The following is a 14,715-nucleotide window of genomic DNA, read 5'->3' on the forward strand; positions in this document are numbered from 1 at the left end:
CCCCCCGACGGGTCTCAACGCCCGGCTACAGCTTCTCCACCGGCGCGTACCGCAGCAGCAGCCGCTTGGGCTTGGTGTCCCCGAAGTCGACCGTCGCCTCCGCGTTCGCGCCCGTGCCCTTCACCGCGACCACCGTGCCGAGGCCGAACTGGTCGTGGGTGACCCGGTCCCCGACCGCCAGCGACACCACGGACTTCTCCGCGGTCCGCCGGGTGGCGAAGCCGGAGGCGCCCGACGCCGACGAACGGGAACGGGACGACGACAGCGAGGCCGCCACTCCCGACGCCGGACCGGACGACACGGGCGCGCTCGCCCCCGTCCGCCGCCACTCCAGGTGGGCGGCCGGGATCTCCTCCAGGAAGCGCGAGGGCGGATTGTAGGACGGCTGGCCCCACGCGCTGCGCAGCGTCGAGCGGGTCAGGTACAGCCGCTCACGCGCGCGCGTGATGCCGACGTACGCCAGGCGCCGCTCCTCCTCCAGCTCCTTGGTCTGGCCGAGGGCGCGCATGTGCGGGAAGACGCCGTCCTCCATGCCGGTGAGGAAGACGACCGGGAACTCCAGGCCCTTGGCGGTGTGCAGGGTCATCAGCGTGATGACGCCGGAGCCGTCCTCGTCCTCGTCGGGGATCTGGTCGGAGTCGGCGACCAGGGCGACCTGCTCCAGGAAGTCGGAGAGCGCGACCGACTCGCCCTCGCCGCGCTCCTGCTCGAACTCCAGCGCGACGGCGGCGAGTTCCTGGAGGTTCTCGATCCGGGTCTCGTCCTGCGGGTCGGTGGAGGCCTGCAACTCGGCCAGGTAGCCGGTGCGTTCGAGGATCGCCTCCAGGACGGTGGCCGGGCCCGCGCCGGACTCGACGACCGTGCGGAGGTCCTCCATGAGCGTGTTGAACCGCTTCACGGCGTTCGTCGACCGCGCGGCCATGCCGTACGCCTCGTCGACGCGCCTCAGCGCCTGCGGGAAGCTGATCCTCTCGCGCTGGGCGAGGGCGTCGATCATCGCCTCCGCTCGGTCGCCGATGCCCCGCTTGGGGACGTTGAGGATGCGGCGCAGCGGCACCGAGTCCTCGGGGTTGGCGAGCACCCGCAGGTAGGCCAGGACGTCCCGGACCTCCTTGCGCTCGTAGAAGCGGACCCCGCCGACGACCTTGTAGGGCAGGCCGACGCGGATGAAGATCTCCTCGAAGACACGGGACTGGGCGTTGGTGCGGTAGAAGACCGCGACGTCGCCCGCCTTGGCCTCGCCCGCGTCCGTGAGGCGGTCTATCTCGTCGGCGACGAACTGGGCCTCGTCGTGCTCGGTGTCCGCGACGTACCCGGTGATCCGCGCGCCCGTGCCGGCTTTGGTCCACAGGTTCTTGGGGCGGCGGGACTCGTTGCGCTCGATGACGGCGTTGGCCGCGCTCAGGATGGTCTGGGTGGAGCGGTAGTTCTGCTCCAGCAGGATCGTGGTCGCGTCCGGGTAGTCCTCCTCGAACTGGAGGATGTTGCGGATCGTCGCGCCGCGGAAGGCGTAGATCGACTGGTCGGCGTCACCCACCACGCACAGCTCGGCGGGCGGGACCTCGGCCCCGGACGGTGCGCCGGCGGTGCCGACGAGCTCACGCACCAGGGCGTACTGGGCGTGGTTGGTGTCCTGGTACTCGTCGACCATGACGTGCCGGAAGCGGCGGCGGTAGTGCTCGGCGACGTCCGGGAAGGCACGGAGCAGGTTGACCGTCGTCATGATCAGGTCGTCGAAGTCCAGCGCGTTCGCCTCGCGCAGCCGGGACTGGTAGAGCGCGTAGGCCTGGGCGAGGGTCTTCTCGAAGCCGTCGGCCGCCCGGGCGGCGAAGTCCTCCTCGTCGATCAGCTCGTTCTTCAGGTTGCTGATCTTGGCGCTGAAGGACTTCGGCGGGAAGCGCTTGGGGTCGAGGTCCAGGTCGCGGCAGACCAGGGCCATCAGACGCTTGGAGTCGGCGGCGTCGTAGATCGAGAACGACGACGTGAAGCCGAGCTTCTTGCTCTCGCGGCGCAGGATGCGCACGCACGCGCTGTGGAACGTCATGACCCACATGGCGCCCGCGCGGGGGCCGACGAGCTGCTCGACGCGCTCCTTCATCTCGCCCGCGGCCTTGTTGGTGAAGGTGATCGCGAGGATCTGGCCCGGATGGACGTTCCGCTCGGCCAGCAGGTGGGCGATGCGGTGGGTGAGCACGCGGGTCTTGCCGGAGCCGGCACCGGCCACGATGAGCAGCGGGGAGCCGGAGTGCACGACGGCGGCGCGCTGGTTGTCGTTCAGCCCCTCGAGGAGCGCGGCGGCGTCGATCACCGGGCGCGGGGCGCCGTCGCGGTAGTGGGTGTCCCGTTCCGGCGGCAGGTCGAACTTCCCGCCGAACAGGTCGTCCGGGATCCGCTCCGGTGCGTACTCGTCCTCGGGCGGCGGCGGGGGCTCGTCCGCGGGGTCCCGCCGGGCCTGGAGGTCTGCCAGGAAGCTGTCGTCAAAGAGGCTGCTCATCGCTCTCCGAGTCTAGGGCGCTCCACCGACAACCCGGGGCCACCCCGGGAACATCCCCGGTTTCCGGCAGCCGGGACAGGACGCCCACTCTCCAGAACCGCCACCTCACCCTGGGTGACCCCGCACGCAAGGTCACGAAAATGTATCGGGCATATCACCCATCAACCTTCACAGGGGCCACACCGGTTGGCTACGGTGCGGGCGGGCCGTGCGACCCCCACCGGCGAACCCCGCCGGGCCGCGCGGCCTCCGCCGAGTCCGTCCCTGCCGATCGCGGCAGCCGGAGCCGGGGACCCACCGAAATCTTGGGGTGAATCGGCCCGCTCCCCCGCGGAGCGGCCGTAGGGCAACCCTTCCGAACCACCCGCCCGAACCCTCCCCCAGAGCCTGAAAGGCCTGGGGGGACCCCCACCGCTAACCCGGTAGGCGGAGCACTGGAAGGAGTCGCCTCCCTTGGCGTCGCACCGCAAGTCGCGCACCCCCGGCACCCGCGTGGCAGGCATACGGACCCCGGCCCTCGCCACGGCCGCCCTGACCTCCGTGGCCCTGCTGTCCCAGACGGCGGGCGCCGCCCCCTCCGACGACGGCAGGCCGAGCCTGGAGGAGGTCGAGAAGAAGGTCGACGACCTCTACCGCCAGGCGGAGTCGGCGACCGAGAAGTACAACGCGGCCAAGGAGAAGACCGCGAAGCAGCGCAAGCAGGTCGACACCCTCCTCGACGACGTGGCCGAGCGCACCCAGAAGCTCAACGACGCGCGGGAGGAGCTGGGCTCCTTCGCCGCCGCCCAGTACCGGACCGGCGCCGGTGTCCCCGACACCGCGACCTTCCTGCTCGCGGACACCCCGCAGGACTTCTTCGACCGGTCCCAGCTGATGGACCGGATGACCGGCCGCCAGAAGGAAGCGGTCGACGACTACGTCACCCAGCAGTCCGAGACGATGAGGAAGCGCCAGGAGGCCACCGAGAGCCTCCAGACGCTCACCGAGTCCCAGAGCGACCTGAAGACGGCCAAGGCCACCGTCCAGAAGAAGCTCACCGACGCGCGCGAGCTGATGTCGAAGCTGACCGCCGAGGAGAAGGCGCGGCTCGCGGCGATCGAGGAGAAGGAGCAGGAGGAGGCCGCCCTCAAGGCCGCCGAACTCGCCCGGCAGCAGGCGGAGCGGCAGAAGGCCCAGGAGGAGGCCGCCGCCCAGCAGGACAGCGGCACTTCGGGCACCTCAGACACCTCGGACACCTCGGGCTCGGCCACCTCGCCGTCGACGTCGACGGACTCCTCGTACGCCACCAAGGCCGAGAAGGCCCTCGCCTTCGCCCGCGCGCAGATCGGCAAGCCGTACGTCTGGGGCGCCACCGGCCCCGGCTCCTACGACTGCTCCGGCCTCACCCAGGCCGCCTGGAAGGCCGCCGGCGTCACCGTCCCGCGCACCACCTACGACCAGGTCGAGGCGGGCACGACGGTCCCCGTCTCCCAGGCCCAGCCCGGTGACCTGGTCTTCTTCTACGACGACGTCACCCACGTGGGCATCTACATCGGCAACGGGATGATGATCCACGCGCCGAAACCCGGCACGTACGTCCGCGAGGAGTCGATCTACTACGACGGCGAGTCCTCGATCCACAGCGTGGTGCGCCCCGCCTGACCCGCCCAAAAGGGCGGGGACGGTCCTCCGGCATCGTCCCCGCCGCGCCTCCCCTTTCCGTGCTGGTCCGCGCCACGGCACGCGGCGCCTGGCGCCCGCACTCCCCCGGCAAACGCCGACGGCGGTGACGCCGTCCGCGTCCACCGCCGTCGGCATCCCGTGGCTCGGAGGCCCGGGGCATGTGCTGTCGTGGATGGCGGTGGCCGCCGTGCGGACCGCGGTCACGTCCGGGCCCGTGGAGGAGGGGTCAGGTCCACAGCACCGCGATGAAGACGTTCGTCACGGTCAGCAGCCCGACCAGGCCGAACAGGCCCTTGTCCACCTTCTCCTCGTCCCGCTTCACGTAGACCAGGCCGAGGATCACGATCAGCAGGGCCAGCTTCACGCCGATCTTGATGTTGTCGACGGAGTAGTCCTGGGCCTGGTTGAGGCCGACCAGCACCACACCGGTGACCAGCATCGTCAGCGCACCGTGCAGCATCGCCGGGACGAACCGGGCGGTGCCCGCGCCCATCGCCTTCATCTGGGTGAGGAAACCACCGAGGAGCGACGCGATGCCGATGATGTGCAGACCGACGAAGAGGTGGATGAGTACGTCCATGAGGCCGGAGCCTAGCCATGGCCGCCCCGTGGCACTCCGGCGCCCTCATCCGTCCGTCCTCCGCCCTGCCGGCCATCACCCCGAGTGAGGACGGTGAAGGCGGAGCAGGGCCCTCGTCACTCACGGTCACCCGGTGGTCCGCGTGGCTCCCCCTCGACGGGATGTCCTTCGCGGGCGCCACGCGCGTGGTCCGAGCGGCCCTCTCAGACCAGCCGCCGCGCCGTCGCCCAGCGGGTCAGTTCGTGGCGGTTGGACAGCTGGAGCTTGCGCAGGACCGCCGAGACATGGGACTCGACCGTCTTCACCGAGATGAACAGCTGCTTGGCGATCTCCTTGTAGGCGTAGCCACGGGCGATCAGCCGCAGTACCTCCCGCTCGCGCTGGGTGAGGCGGTCGAGGTCCTCGTCGACCGGCGGGGCGTCGGTCGAGGCGAAGGCGTCCAGGACGAAGCCGGCCAGCCGCGGCGAGAAGACCGCGTCCCCCTCCTGGACCCGGAAGATCGAGTCGATCAGGTCGGTGCCGGTGATCGTCTTGGTCACGTATCCGCGGGCACCGCCCCGGATCACCCCGATCACGTCCTCCGCCGCGTCCGACACGGACAGGGCGAGGAAACGGACCGGCCGCTCGGCGTCGCCCGTCAACGGGGCGCAACGGCGCAGCACTTCGACGCCGCCGCCACCGGGCAGGTGCACGTCGAGCAGGACCACCTCGGGCCGGGTCGCGGTGATGACCGTGACCGCCTGGTCGACGTCGGCGGCCTCGCCGACCACCTCGACACCGGTCTGCTCGGTCTGCCCGATCTCCGCCTGGACGCCCGTGCGGAACATGCGGTGGTCGTCGACGAGGACGACACGCACATGCCGCCCGGCACCCTCCGCCGCCCCCGCTGTTCCGTTCGCCTCGGTCGGCTCGCTCATGACGTCTTCTCCGCCCTCTCCATCTCCAGCTCGACCTCCGTGCCGCCGTCGGGCACCGCGCGCAGCCGCGCCGTGCCGCCGTTGCGCTCCATGCGGCCGATGATCGATTCTCTGACGCCCATGCGGTCGGCGGGTATCGAGTCCAGGTCGAAGCCGGGTCCACGGTCCCGGACGGACACGAAGACCGTCCTTCCCTCGACTTCGGCGTAGACCTGCACCGCACCCCCCTCGCCACCGTACTTGGCGGCGTTGACCATCGCTTCACGCGCGGCCTGCATCTGTGCGCCGATTCTCTCGTCGAGCGGGCAGTCGCCGACGACCACCACCTCGAGGGGGACGCCGTGCTTGTCCTCCACCTCGGCGGCGTTGCGCCTCACCGCCTCGGCGAGCGTGGCGGGTTCGTCGTCCTCGTCCTTGCCGTTGCCCTCCGGCTTGTAGAGCCAGGCGCGCAGGTCGCGCTCCTGGGCCCGGGCCAGGCGGCGCACCTCGCCCGCGTTGTCCGCGTTGCGCTGGATCAGGGTGAGGGTGTGCAGCACCGAGTCGTGGACATGGGCGGCGACCTCCGCGCGTTCCTGGGCCCGGATGCGCATCAGGCGCTCCTCGGAGAGATCCTGTGTCATGCGCACGAGGTAGGGGCCGGCGAGGAGGGTGACGCCGACGAGGACCGCGAGGGCCGCCTGGAGCACCGAGCCGAGGTGGCTGCCGGAGCCCCGCAGGACGAAGATGCCCGAGGCGCCCGCCGTCACCAGGAGCACGCCGGCCACGGCCCGCAGCAACGTGACCGTGCGCCGCCGGCGGCCGACCTCCATCCAGCGGGCCCGGCGGGCGTTGTCCGCCTGCCGCCAGACCAGGGCGACGCCCGCACCGACCAGCACGGTCGGCCAGAGGTAGGCCCTGGCGCCGTTGCTCAGGTTCACGCTGCCCACGAAGATCATGGCCACCACGACCATGAGGAGCAGGGCGACGATCTGGCCCTTGTCCGGTTTCCGGGTGACGAGTCTGCGCCGGCCGTCCGGCGAGGTCTCCGTCGTCACCAGCGAGGGCGGCTTCTGCGCGTCCACACCGCCGACGCCCAGCGGTACGAAGAACCAGAACGCGGCGTACAGCAGCGCGCCGAGACCGTCGGCCATGAACAGGCCGACGAAGACGAGACGTACCCAGATCACGGGCAGCCCGAGGTGTCCGGCGAGCCCCCGTGCCACGCCACCGAGCCAGCGTCCGTCACTGCTGCGGTAGAGCTTGCGCGGTGGCCGCGGCTCGGCTACGGGCGCTGCTGCGGCTTCCGACATGCCAATGATGGTCACACGCCCGAAGTACCGGAGCATCAGGGTCGGTCCCGGAGACTCCCCTGATCTCCACGGGCCGGGTCCGTCGAAGCTCCCCCGGCCCCCTCGGGGACCGATATCAGGGTCCGGCCAGGGTCGTACCGACTGCCGCCGCGGCGGCTCGCCCGTCACCATGGACCCATGACCGATCACCAGCACGCCGCGACGGGTCCGGGACCCGTCTCCGCCCCGGAGGGAGCGGCCTCCCCGCCACCGGGGCCGGCCGACGAGAGCGGACGCCTCCGGCGCGACCGCCGTCACCAGATGCTCGGCGGGGTGTGCGCGGGGCTCGGCCGGCAGTGCGACATGGACCCGGTGATCTTCCGGATCACGCTCGCGGTCCTCTCCGCCACCGGCGGCATCGGCCTCATCTTCTACGGCTTCGCCTGGCTCTTCGTCCCGTACGACGACGAGGAGGAGAACGGGATCCGCCGGCTGCTGACCGGCCGGGTCGACGGCCACACCCTGACGGCCGTGCTGTTCGCGCTGGTCGGCTGCGGCGTCTTCCTCACCATGCTGAGCAACGACGGAGTGCTGAGCTTCGCCGTCATACTGTCCCTGCTGCTCGCCGGCGCCGGGTACTGGTCACGGCGGCGCGGCGCGCCCGGCCCCGACCCCATCGCCGCCCAGGCCGTGGCCGACGCGCCGCCGGAGCCCCAGGCGCCGCCGGCTCCCTCCGCCTTCCCGTCGTGGTGGCGTGATCCCATCGTCAAGGACGGCACACACGTCGGGGGCACAGGCTATCTGTGGGGTCCCCGGGACTCCCGCGACACGGACATCGCCGCCGCCGTCACCATCGGCCTCGGTCCCCGCACCGGCGCCCGCGACGCCGCGTACGCACCGTTCCACCGGCCGCCGAAGCCGCGCGGCCCCCGCGGGACCGGCGGCTGGATCTTCCTGCTCGCCCTGCTCGCCGGCGGCCTCGGCACCGGGCTGACGTGGGAACAGCACCCCCTCGGCACCAGCCTGCAGACCGGTCTCGCCTGCGCGCTCGCCGTCTTCGGCATCGGCGTGGCCGTCAGCGCGTTCCTCGGCCGCACCGGAGCGGGATCGATCATCCTGGCGGTCGTCACGGCGGGCCTGCTCGCCGGCTCGGCCGCCCTGCCCGAGGACATCGGCACCGACTGGACGCACACGACCTGGGAGCCCGCCTCGGTCGCGCGGATACGCCCGGCCTACGACCTGGGCACCGGCGAAGGCGTCCTGGACCTGTCGGCGATACGCGTTCCCGCGGACGGCACCGTCTCGACGCGGGCCGATGTCGGCCTCGGCCGGATCCACGTGATCGTGCCCAGGGACGTGACCGTGAGACTGAGCATCGACGTGGGAGTGGGCGACATCCAGTTGCCGGGCGACAGGCGGAAGGACGTGGACGTGGCACCGGGCAAGCACGAGGAGGTGACCCTGGAGCCGCCGGCCGGCGTCGGGGAGGCGGGCACGCTCGACCTCGATCTCCAGGTCGGCGCGGGACAGGCGGAGGTGAGCCGTGCTGCGTCATGAGTTCCAGCCGGGCAGACTGGTGGCCGGCGCCTTCCTCACCCTCGCCGCGGTGATCTACGCCGGCGACGCGGGCGGCGCCTGGGACACCCCGTGGTTCGTGGTGATCCCCGTGGTCACCGGCGGGCTCTGCCTGGCCGGCGCGGTGGGTTCCCTGACCGGCCTCGTACGCCGCCGCCGGGGCAGGCCGGCCCCCCGGAGGACCGACGCGGAGACGACACCCTGAGCGGGCGCTACCGGTGCTCCCCCGTCCGCTGCCGCCGCGCACGGAGAGCGGCGTCCACGGACAGCAGCGGAGCGCCCGCCAGCACCAGCGGAATCCAGGCCATCAGGTACGGGAGGTCATTGCCGTAGTAGTACGGATCGGCGGCCCAGCTCACGGTCAGCCACAGGCTGAGGGAGATCAGCGCGCCCCCCAGGGCGGCGATGCGGGTGAGCAGACCGAGCAGGGTGCCGATGCCGACGGCCAGCTCCCCGAGGGCGATGGCGCAGCCGAACGCGACAGGGTTCTGCAACGCCATGTCGACCAGCGCGGGAACGGCGGAGGAATCCCGGACGCCGCGCATCATGTCGCCGATCGATCCGGCGCCGGAGTCCTTCATGAACGCGCTGTCCGTGAGTTTGTCGAGGCCGGCGTAGAGGAAGGTGACGCCCAGGAAGATGCGCAGGGGCACGAGGGCGTAGCGGGTGGCGGTGTCCCGCCAGTCCCTGTCCTCGTCGAGGTGTGGGGAGTGCGTGTCCGCGCGCATACCGTGGGTCATCGCTGTCCGCCGCCTCTCACCGCCGTGCCGGGGCCTCCGCGTCAGTCCATACGTACGACGAATGAGGGCGGCTCAACCCTGGGGGCGGGGTTTTTCTTCGGACGTGGTGCTTGCAGGCGTGCCGGTGTCGGTGGGGGGCGCCCCGCATTGGTGTGCGCCGGGGGGCGTTCGCACAGCCCGGCGCCGACAGGGTGCTGTCGCGCCCGCCCGTGCCGCCCTGCGGCACGACTGCCCGCGGCTTGCGATGCGGTCTAGTCCGTCACGTCGATCGCGTACCGGTTGGTCTCCACGCCCGCTGCCGTGACGACCTGCACCTCCACCCGCCCCGGTTCCACGTCCGCCGGCACGGGGACGGTCAGCAGCGTGTCCGTCGGGTTGTCGAAGCCGCCCCTCACCGGGACCAGCGGCACGTGCACGTGCACCGGCCCCACCCGCACCACCATCCGCGACAGCCGGTCCGCCCCCTGCGCCCCCACCGGCACGAACCCGGCCCCGCGGATCTCGATGTCGTCACCGGTCCGGATCGGCGCGTCCAGATCTCCGGCCTCCCGCGCCCGGACCACCGACAGAATGACCGGACGCCCACCCTCCGCGTACTTCCCCGCGAAATACGTCGCCGCCGACACCAGCACCACCACCGCGAGCCCCCACGGCAGGTCCGGCAACTGGTCCGGCCGCCGGGCCAGCCGCACCGCCGCGAACGCCAGGGCGACACCGCTGATCACGACGTACTGGATGTCGGTGAAGCTCCCCCGCCCCGAGTCGTCGGTCAGCAGGTCCGCCGCCCTGGGCCGGTACGCGCGCACCTTCTGCAGCCGCTGCCCCAGCACCCGCAGCACGACCACCCGCCGCACCAGCACGGCGATGCCGCACACCACGGCCAGCACGGTCACCACACCGGCACCGCGGGCGAGTTCGAGCCCGTCGATCAGCGCGTCCCGTTCCCGGTCACCGGAGGCGGCCGCCAGCCGCCCCACCAGGACGAGCACCGCGAACGCCAGGAACAGCACCCAGCACGCCGCCACCGCACGGGACGTGGAGAGCCGGTTGTCCTCCCCGATCACCGGCGCCAGCGCACCCCCGCGCGCCCGGTGGAACCACGACGCGGCGGTCAGCGCCCCGGCCACCACCAGCGCGGCCAGCAACCCGGCGGTGCGCGCGGCGGTCCACCCCGCCCCGACCGCCGTGAGCGCCTGCCCCAGAAGCAGCAGCGCGACGCCCGCCCACACCGCGCCCGCGGTCCGCGGCCACAGCCGCGCCGGCCACGCCGCGCCCTCGGCCCGCCCCCGTTCGGCGACGGCCTCCGCGGCCTGCGTCAGCTCCTCGGACACCCACTGCCGGGAGGCGGAGGCGGAGTGGGCCACCGCGGCCGGCACCCCCTGCCCGGCCGCGAACTCGTCCCGCTTCAGCAGGAACGCGGCGACCGCGCGCCGATGCCCCTCACGCACCCCGTGCGGACAGTCCCCGCAGGTGCAGCCGCCCTCGTGGGCGCCCACGTCGGGACCGCCCTGTCTCGCCTCCTGCACCGCCACGCCCGAAGCCCGCCTTCCCCGCCGTCACAACCACGCATCGACCCACGACCACTGTCACCGGCCCCACGCAAGTCCCCGGTGACGAGAGCGAATTGTGCCCTACCCCGCACTCTCCCCGTCCGGCAGGCCCAGCCCGGACGGGTGAACTTCGCGGCGCCGGGTTGACCCGCCGCCTACGTCAGCAGATCCGGCTCGCTCCGGCTGATGTCCTGCCACATCGGCTGGTAGCTGATCCACGCCACCAGGTCCCCGCCCAGCTGCTCCCGCGTGGCCACCGCCTGCCGGTGGTCGATGAGGACGGGCCGGCCCGCCGCCCTCGCGGTGAGCTGCACCTGGCAGGACCGCTCCATCGTCACGAACCACCAGGCCGCCGCGTCCACCGAGTCGCCCACGGTGAGCAGTCCGTGGTTGCGCAGCACCAGCGCCTTGCGGGAGCCGAGCGCACCCGCGATCCGCCTCCCCTCCTCGGCGTCGACGGTGACGCCGCTGTAGGCGTCGTAGAGGGCGTGGTCCTCGTAGAACGCGCAGCTCTCCTGCGTGAGGGGGTCCAGCAGGTCACCGAGGGCGGCGAGGGCCCGCCCGTGCACCGAGTGGCAGTGGGCGACGGCGACGACGTCGGGCCGGGCCGCGTGCACCTGGGCGTGCACGGTGAACGCGGCCTGGTTGACGTGGTGGCCGCCCTCGACGACCTGGCCGTCCCGGTTGGCGAGCACCAGGTCGCTCACGGTGACCTGCCGGAAGGACATCCCGAACGGGTTGACCCAGAAGCAGTCGCTGAACTCCGGGTCGCGTGCCGTGATGTGCCCCGAGACACCGTCCTCGTAGCCGAGCCTCCCGAAGAGCCGCAGCGCGCCCGCGAGCCGCTCCTTGCGGTGCCGGCGCTCGTCCTCGACCGACTCGTGCCGGGGCGGCATGGCGAAGCGCAGTGCGCCGGTGGGCAGTGGCAGGGGCGGCGTGGGCCCGTGCATGAGTCCTCCCGCGGGGGGTGTGCGTACGGGGCGGAAGTTACCGGGGGGCCGCCCCGTACGACAGCTCTCTTCCGTAAAGATGCGGTGCGGGGCCCGCTGCTCCGTCCGGAGGACGCCGCCGATACCCGACACAAGATGTCCGGTATCCCCTCCACACTCGGCCCATGCACACGAATTGGGCGGCCTTCGCCGCCGCCGAACCGGATCTCGCGAAGACCGTGGAGGAGCGCTTCGCCGCCTACACCCACCACGTTCTGGCGACCCTGCGCAAGGACGGCTCACCGCGCACCACCGGCCTGGAGGTCCGCTTCCTGGACGGGGAGCTGTGGCTCGGCATGATGCCGGGCTCGCTCAAGGCGCTCGACCTGCGCCGCGACCCGCGCTTCGCGCTCCAGGCGAACCCCGGCGGCGGCACGGGCATGGGCGGCGGCGACGTCCGGATCAGCGGCCGGGCGGTCGAGATCGCCGACGACGACACGCGGACCCGGGCCGGGTACGCCGAAGAGGTGGAACCGCCGGAGCCGTTCCACCTCTTCCGCACCGAGCTGACGGAGGTCGTACGGACCTGCGTCGAGGACGACACGTACCTGGTCGTCCAGGTCTGGCAGCCCGGAGGGCCGGTGCGCACCCTCAAGCGGACATGACGGCGGGGACTACTCCCACTCGATGGTGCCCGGCGGCTTGGAGGTCACGTCGAGGACGACGCGGTTGACGTCCCGCACCTCGTTGGTGATCCGGGTCGAGATCTTCGCGAGGACGTCGTACGGCAGCCGCGACCAGTCGGCGGTCATGGCGTCCTCGCTGGAGACCGGGCGCAGCACGATCGGGTGGCCGTAGGTACGGCCGTCGCCCTGGACGCCGACGGACCGCACGTCCGCGAGCAGCACCACCGGGCACTGCCAGATGTCCCGGTCGAGACCGGCCGCGGTCAGCTCCTCACGGGCGATGGCGTCGGCCTCGCGGAGCAGGTCCAGCCGCTCCTTGGTGACCTCGCCGACGATGCGGATACCCAGGCCGGGTCCGGGGAACGGCTGGCGCTGGACGATCTCCTCGGGCAGGCCGAGCTCCTGGCCGACCATCCGGACCTCGTCCTTGAACAGCTTGCGCAGCGGCTCGATCAGCTTGAACTCGAGGTCCTCGGGCAGACCGCCCACGTTGTGGTGGGACTTGATGTTGGCGGTGCCGGTGCCGCCGCCGGACTCGACGACGTCCGGGTAGAGGGTGCCCTGGACCAGGAACTCCACCGCCGGGCCCTCGTCCGCGATGATCTCGGCCTGGGCCTGCTCGAAGACCCGGATGAACTCCCGGCCGATGATCTTCCGCTTCTCCTCGGGGTCGGAGACGCCCTTGAGCGCGGTGAGGAACCTCTCCTCCGCGTCCACGACCTTCAGCTGGACGCCGGTCGCGGCGACGAAGTCCTTCTCGACCTGCTCGGTCTCGCCCTTGCGCATCAGGCCGTGGTCGACGTAGACGCAGGTCAGCTGGGAGCCGATGGCCTTCTGGACGAGGGCGGCGGCGACGGCGGAGTCCACGCCGCCGGAGAGACCGCAGATGGCGCGCCTGTCGCCGACCAGCTCGCGGATGGCGGCGACCTGCTCGTCGATGACGTTGCCGGTGGTCCAGTCCGGGGTGAGGCCCGCGCCCCGGTACAGGAAGTGCTCCAGCACCTGCTGCCCGTGCGTGGAGTGCATCACCTCGGGGTGGTACTGGACGCCGTAGAGCTTCTTGTCGTCGTTCTCGAACGCGGCGACCGGGACGACGTCCGTCGAGGCGGTGACGGTGAAGCCCTCGGGGGCGGCGGAGCAGGCGTCGCCGTGCGACATCCAGACGGCCTGCTCGTCGGGGGTGCCCTCGAAGAGGGTGGAGGACGTCCGGGAGACGTGCAGGTCCGTACGGCCGTACTCACGGGCGCCGGTGTTGTCCACCTGGCCGCCCAGGCTCTGGGCCATGAGCTGGAAGCCGTAGCACATGCCGAAGACGGGGACGCCGGCCTCGAAGATCTCGCGGTCGAGGCGTGGGGCGCCCTCCTCGTACACGGACGAGGGGCCGCCGGACAGGATGATCGCCGCCGGGTTCTTGGCGAGGATCTCCTCGACCGGCATGGTGCTCGGCACGATCTCGCTGTAGACCCGCGCCTCGCGGACGCGACGGGCGATGAGCTGGGCGTACTGCGCGCCGAAGTCGACGACCAGGACGGTGTCGGGCGCGTTGGCAGCGGGAGACGCTGATGACACGAGGTGCCTTCCGGCGGTGGGGCGGGGGTCTTGTGCCTCCCGATTCTACCGAGGTGGCGGCGGAACACGTCCCGGACCGGGACGGCGGCCCCGCCGGGCCCCGTCTCACCATGCGATCGGTGTTGGACGGCCACGGCCGTCCGGGCATACTTGCCCCATGCTCACGCACCCGACCTTCCTCTTTACCTATGGCAACCGGCCCACCGGCTGCCATGGTCGTGCTGCTTGAGCAACTGACAAGCGACTTCCCAGGCGCCCCGGGCCGACAAGGTCCGGGGCGCCTGGCGTTTTCCTCCGGACCTCGCCGCTCCGGGGCACCGCACCCACCCACGAGGAGCCCCGGCATGACCGCCACCACGACGGAGTCGACCGAGAAGACCGGCGCCCGCACCACCGAGGCCGCCGCGCTGATCACCGGCGCCCGCGAGCGGATCGACGCGCTCGACGACCGGATCATCGGTCTGGTGCAGGAACGGATGGCCGTGTCGGCCGTCATCCAGAAGGAACGGATCGCCTCCGGCGGGCGGCGGGTGAACCTGTCCCGCGAGATGGAGGTCCTCGCCACCTACCGGGACGCCCTGGGCAAGCCGGGCACCACGCTCGCGATGACCCTGCTGGAGCTGTGCCGCGGCAGGATCTGACGCCGCGTGCGCGGTACGGACGTACGCGTCGTCCCGCACCCGCACGGCCGCGGCGTCCCGCACCCGCGCGGTGCGTGACCGGTGGGGGAACCGCTTCGCCGGTA

Annotated in this window: 13 protein-coding genes; 5 read left to right on the top strand and 8 right to left on the bottom strand. The window is 71.9% G+C overall.

Annotated elements, in window-relative coordinates:
* Nucleotides 1–25: 25 nt before the first annotated feature.
* Nucleotides 26–2,494, bottom strand: a complete 2,469-nt coding sequence (gene pcrA, locus ACFY3N_RS02920; protein ID WP_390814871.1) for a DNA helicase PcrA — start codon at nucleotides 2,492–2,494, stop codon at nucleotides 26–28.
* Nucleotides 2,495–2,947: 453 nt separating this feature from the next.
* On the opposite strand from pcrA, the gene ACFY3N_RS02925 reads away from it, so the two are divergent.
* Nucleotides 2,948–4,135 carry an NlpC/P60 family protein gene (locus tag ACFY3N_RS02925; RefSeq protein WP_390814872.1) on the top strand — a complete coding sequence of 396 codons (1,188 nt, stop codon included), beginning with the start codon at nucleotides 2,948–2,950 and terminating at the stop codon, nucleotides 4,133–4,135.
* A gap of 247 nt (nucleotides 4,136–4,382) precedes the next feature.
* Here ACFY3N_RS02925 and ACFY3N_RS02930 read toward each other — a convergent pair whose 3' ends face one another.
* The 3 genes from ACFY3N_RS02930 to ACFY3N_RS02940 form a co-directional block, all read right to left on the bottom strand.
* Entirely contained in the window at nucleotides 4,383–4,736 is a 354-nt protein-coding gene (locus ACFY3N_RS02930) for a hypothetical protein (protein WP_390814873.1), read from the bottom strand.
* A gap of 203 nt (nucleotides 4,737–4,939) precedes the next feature.
* Nucleotides 4,940–5,653 carry a LuxR C-terminal-related transcriptional regulator gene (locus tag ACFY3N_RS02935; RefSeq protein WP_390814874.1) on the bottom strand — a complete coding sequence of 238 codons (714 nt, stop codon included), beginning with the start codon at nucleotides 5,651–5,653 and terminating at the stop codon, nucleotides 4,940–4,942.
* Nucleotides 5,650–6,942: a PspC domain-containing protein gene (locus tag ACFY3N_RS02940; RefSeq protein ID WP_390814875.1), complete on the bottom strand. Its 1,293-nt coding sequence runs from the start codon at nucleotides 6,940–6,942 to the stop codon at nucleotides 5,650–5,652. Before ACFY3N_RS02940 ends, ACFY3N_RS02935 begins: the two co-directional genes overlap by 4 nt.
* 177 nt (nucleotides 6,943–7,119) lie before the next feature.
* On the opposite strand from ACFY3N_RS02940, the gene ACFY3N_RS02945 reads away from it, so the two are divergent.
* Together ACFY3N_RS02945 and ACFY3N_RS02950 are read left to right on the top strand one after the other, a co-directional pair.
* On the top strand, nucleotides 7,120–8,478 hold the full coding sequence (locus ACFY3N_RS02945) for a PspC domain-containing protein (protein WP_390814876.1): 1,359 nt from the start codon (nucleotides 7,120–7,122) through the stop codon (nucleotides 8,476–8,478).
* A complete protein-coding gene (locus ACFY3N_RS02950) occupies nucleotides 8,465–8,701 on the top strand; it encodes a hypothetical protein (RefSeq protein WP_390814877.1) in 237 nt (78 codons plus the stop codon). Before ACFY3N_RS02945 ends, ACFY3N_RS02950 begins: the two co-directional genes overlap by 14 nt.
* A gap of 7 nt (nucleotides 8,702–8,708) precedes the next feature.
* Here the strand turns inward: ACFY3N_RS02950 and ACFY3N_RS02955 are convergent, their stop codons facing one another.
* From ACFY3N_RS02955 to ACFY3N_RS02965, 3 genes are all read right to left on the bottom strand, one after another.
* Nucleotides 8,709–9,236 (bottom strand): DoxX family protein, encoded by a 528-nt coding sequence (locus ACFY3N_RS02955; protein ID WP_390814878.1) that lies wholly within the window; start codon nucleotides 9,234–9,236, stop codon nucleotides 8,709–8,711.
* A 251-nt stretch (nucleotides 9,237–9,487) separates the two neighbouring features.
* Nucleotides 9,488–10,768, bottom strand: a complete 1,281-nt coding sequence (locus ACFY3N_RS02960) for a hypothetical protein (RefSeq protein ID WP_390814879.1) — start codon at nucleotides 10,766–10,768, stop codon at nucleotides 9,488–9,490.
* 173 nt (nucleotides 10,769–10,941) lie between these two features.
* The gene (locus ACFY3N_RS02965) at nucleotides 10,942–11,736 is read right to left on the bottom strand and encodes a class II aldolase/adducin family protein (protein ID WP_390814880.1); all 795 of its coding nucleotides are present in this window, start codon (nucleotides 11,734–11,736) and stop codon (nucleotides 10,942–10,944) included.
* Between the two features lie 164 nt (nucleotides 11,737–11,900).
* On the opposite strand from ACFY3N_RS02965, the gene ACFY3N_RS02970 reads away from it, so the two are divergent.
* A complete protein-coding gene (locus ACFY3N_RS02970) occupies nucleotides 11,901–12,380 on the top strand; it encodes a pyridoxamine 5'-phosphate oxidase family protein (protein WP_390814881.1) in 480 nt (159 codons plus the stop codon).
* Between the two features lie 9 nt (nucleotides 12,381–12,389).
* Here the strand turns inward: ACFY3N_RS02970 and guaA are convergent, their stop codons facing one another.
* On the bottom strand, nucleotides 12,390–13,970 hold the full coding sequence (gene guaA, locus ACFY3N_RS02975; protein WP_390814882.1) for a glutamine-hydrolyzing GMP synthase: 1,581 nt from the start codon (nucleotides 13,968–13,970) through the stop codon (nucleotides 12,390–12,392).
* A 344-nt stretch (nucleotides 13,971–14,314) separates the two neighbouring features.
* Here guaA and ACFY3N_RS02980 point away from each other — a divergent pair, with 344 nt between their 5' ends.
* The gene (locus tag ACFY3N_RS02980) at nucleotides 14,315–14,611 is read left to right on the top strand and encodes a chorismate mutase (RefSeq protein WP_390814883.1); all 297 of its coding nucleotides are present in this window, start codon (nucleotides 14,315–14,317) and stop codon (nucleotides 14,609–14,611) included.
* Nucleotides 14,612–14,715 lie beyond the last annotated feature (104 nt).

Source organism: Streptomyces sp. NPDC000348 (assembly GCF_042898795.1).
In the GTDB taxonomy this organism is placed as follows: domain Bacteria; phylum Actinomycetota; class Actinomycetes; order Streptomycetales; family Streptomycetaceae; genus Streptomyces.

What these genes read in the sequence shown, in the direction of transcription:
- ACFY3N_RS02930 (WP_390814873.1), bottom strand. Translation starts at nt 4,736, where the DNA reads ATGGACGTACTCATCCACCTCTTCGTCGGTCTGCACATCATCGGCATC.
- ACFY3N_RS02945 (WP_390814876.1), top strand. Translation starts at nt 7,120, where the DNA reads ATGACCGATCACCAGCACGCCGCGACGGGTCCGGGACCCGTCTCCGCC.
- ACFY3N_RS02970 (WP_390814881.1), top strand. Translation starts at nt 11,901, where the DNA reads ATGCACACGAATTGGGCGGCCTTCGCCGCCGCCGAACCGGATCTCGCG.
- ACFY3N_RS02965 (WP_390814880.1), bottom strand. Translation starts at nt 11,736, where the DNA reads ATGCACGGGCCCACGCCGCCCCTGCCACTGCCCACCGGCGCACTGCGC.
- ACFY3N_RS02940 (WP_390814875.1), bottom strand. Translation starts at nt 6,942, where the DNA reads ATGTCGGAAGCCGCAGCAGCGCCCGTAGCCGAGCCGCGGCCACCGCGC.
- ACFY3N_RS02955 (WP_390814878.1), bottom strand. Translation starts at nt 9,236, where the DNA reads ATGACCCACGGTATGCGCGCGGACACGCACTCCCCACACCTCGACGAG.
- ACFY3N_RS02935 (WP_390814874.1), bottom strand. Translation starts at nt 5,653, where the DNA reads ATGAGCGAGCCGACCGAGGCGAACGGAACAGCGGGGGCGGCGGAGGGT.
- pcrA (WP_390814871.1), bottom strand. Translation starts at nt 2,494, where the DNA reads ATGAGCAGCCTCTTTGACGACAGCTTCCTGGCAGACCTCCAGGCCCGG.
- ACFY3N_RS02980 (WP_390814883.1), top strand. Translation starts at nt 14,315, where the DNA reads ATGACCGCCACCACGACGGAGTCGACCGAGAAGACCGGCGCCCGCACC.